The sequence below is a fragment of the Streptomyces sp. NPDC031418 genome (assembly GCF_055581605.1).
Map to the genome: position 1 here is coordinate 381,150 of NZ_JBVIJC010000007.1, position 2,460 is coordinate 383,609.

A 2,460-nucleotide genomic window follows, 5' to 3' on the forward strand; every position below is an offset into this window, starting at 1 on the left:
GGCCGCCCATGAGCCACGGTCAGCCGGCGACGGCTCCTGCTTGGCCACCCACGGTGCACGGTCGGCCGGTGACAGTCCCCGGTCAGCCGCCCCCGATCCACGGTCGGCCGGCGAAAATCCCCGGTCAGCCGACCCCGATCCCCGCTCGGTCGGCGACGGCTCCCGGTCAGCCGGAGGCATTTCGCCGCCGCTTCGCCTGCCAGGCCGCCGCGGCCGCCAGCAGGGCCACGGCGCCCGCGCCGATCGGCAGCCCCAGCGAAGGGCCCCCGCCCGCGGGGCTGCTCTTCGCGCCGCCGTTACTGCGGTCCGTGGACACCGCCTCCCCGCAGCCCTTGCGCGGGTACCCGTCGATCGCGCACAACAGGGCGTTGGTGTCGTACCGCAGCGGCTTGGCCACGCTCGCCAGCGCTTCCGCGGCCGAGGCGTCGCCGGACACCCGCGCGCAGGCCGTGCGGCGGGCCGGCGGCGTCTCGCCGGAGGGCGCGTCCGCCGGGGTGCCGAAGTCGAGGACCAGGGCCACCCGCTTGGTGCCCGGCCGCGCCGGTACGGCGGCGCAGACGGTGTGGAAGTGCGCCGTACCGCGTGGCCTGCTCGCGTCGGCGGAGTCCGCGCTCACCGCGAAGCGGAAGCCCAGGACGGCTCCGTCGTCGGGGCGGGCGGTCGACGGGCCCTGGGTGGCGTAGGTCCAGGTGCCGCCGGTGCGTTCCCAGAAGGACCAGTAGCGGTAGCCGGTGGCCCGCGCCTCGCCCGTCGCCCCGAGCAGCAGGGCGAGCGCGGCGAGCAGCGCGGGCGCGGTACGGCGGACGACGCTCACGGCTGCCGCTTCTTCCGGCCGCTGAGCAGGAAGCCGACCCCGATGCCCGCGACGAGGCAGACGCCGACGAACCACCAGACGCCGAACGCCGAGTTGTCGTCGGACTTCTTCTTCTCCTGCTGCTCGGCGGACATGTGGGGAGCCGGGCCGAGGGTGTTGAGGGAGTGCACCAGGCTGGTGCCGCCGAAGTCGCCCGGCTGCGCGCCGACCGCGTGCGCGGCGAGGATCAGCTCGGCGTACGCGGCCGGGCCGCTCTGCGCCGCCCAGGGGGAGGCGTGCTTCTCCAGCCAGCCGTACGCCTTCTTCGCCTGCTCGACCCGGCCGTCCGCGGCGAGCGCGACGACCGCGTCCGCCGTGTTGCCGAAGTCCGGCTGGTCCGTGGCGCCGGGCAGCGTGGACATGAGGTGGCCGGTCTTGGCGAGGGCCGAGGCCAGATAGGCGCCGCCGTTGTCCGCGATCTGGGCGGGCGTGGGGTGGCCGCCCTTGGTGCACGTGTCGTGCGCCGGGGCCTTGCCGGCCTGCGCGACGAAGCCCTTGCCGAGCGCGCCCAGCACGCCGGCGGCCGTCGCGTCGGCGTTGGCGACCAGCTTGCCCTTCTTGTCCGGCTGGTAGGCGAGGGCGCCGCCGCCGTCCTGGTCGCACGGGACGGACCAGGCGGCCAGGGCGTCGTAGGGGGACTTGCCGGAGGTGCGGACGTCCGCGGGGTCGGTGCCGTTCGCGGACAGCGCGCCGATGACGACGGAGGTGGAGTTGGCGTCGCCGGTGCCGCCGGGGTAGAGGCCCCAGCTTCCGTCCTTGTTCTGCACGGACTTCAGCCAGTGCACCGCCTTCTCGACCGCGCCGCCGTGCCCGCCGACCGCCTGGAGGGCCTGTACGGCGGCGGCCGTGCTGTTGGTGTCGACGGTGACCTTGCTGTCGCAGGCCCGCGCCGGGTCGGCGCGGAAGGCGGCGAACGCGCCGTTGGCGCACTGCTGTCCGGCGAGCCAGTCCACGGCCGCGGGGGCGGGCCGGTAGCCGAGGGTGCGCTGGGCGATCAGGGTGAGCGACTGGCGCCACACCCCGTCGTAGGTCGGGTCGGTGGTGCCGTACAAGCCGGAGGGGATCGCGGCTTTGGGGGAGGGAGAAGAGGCCGGGGGCCGGCCGGCTGCCGTGGCGGGTGCGGCGGCGGCCAGCACGCCTATGGCGGCCAGGGCCGCTGCGCTGCGGCGGACGTTCATGATCGGCGACTGCCTCTCCTGCGGGGAGCCGGGCAGCGCGCGGGAAGGCCCCGGGCGGCTCGGCTCCGTAGACCTCGACGGTGCCGTGCGCGGCGGGCCGCCACGCACGTGAGCCGGTCAACGTCCCGCACGGGTGCTCCGGCTCACCACCCGGAAGAACAAGGGTGGCTGACGGTTGCGGGTCAGCGCCGGAATTGCACCGGCTTCCTCCCGTACGGGCGTGATGACGACCCAGCCACTGTACCGGCAGCTCTCCACACGCCGAGGGGCGGCCGTGCCCCGCACCGGGTCGGCCCGCGCGCCGAGGGGCGGCCGTGCCCCGTACCGGGTCGGGCCGCGCGCCGAGGGGCGGCCGTGCCCCGTACCGGGTCGGGCCGCGCGCCGAGGGGCGGCCGTGCCCCGTACCGGGTCGGGCCGCGCGCCGAGGGG

General features: G+C 76.2%; 2 protein-coding genes. Both read right to left on the reverse strand.

Translation table 11 applies throughout. From position 1 onward, the window contains the following. Positions 1–166: 166 nt before the first annotated feature. The gene (locus ACZ5CZ_RS12685) at positions 167–814 is read right to left on the reverse strand and encodes an SCO2322 family protein (protein ID WP_468942070.1); all 648 of its coding nucleotides are present in this window, start codon (positions 812–814) and stop codon (positions 167–169) included. After that, positions 811–2,031: a prenyltransferase/squalene oxidase repeat-containing protein gene (locus tag ACZ5CZ_RS12690; RefSeq protein ID WP_468942073.1), complete on the reverse strand. Its 1,221-nt coding sequence runs from the start codon at positions 2,029–2,031 to the stop codon at positions 811–813. Before ACZ5CZ_RS12690 ends, ACZ5CZ_RS12685 begins: the two co-directional genes overlap by 4 nt. Positions 2,032–2,460: the final 429 nt, after the last annotated feature.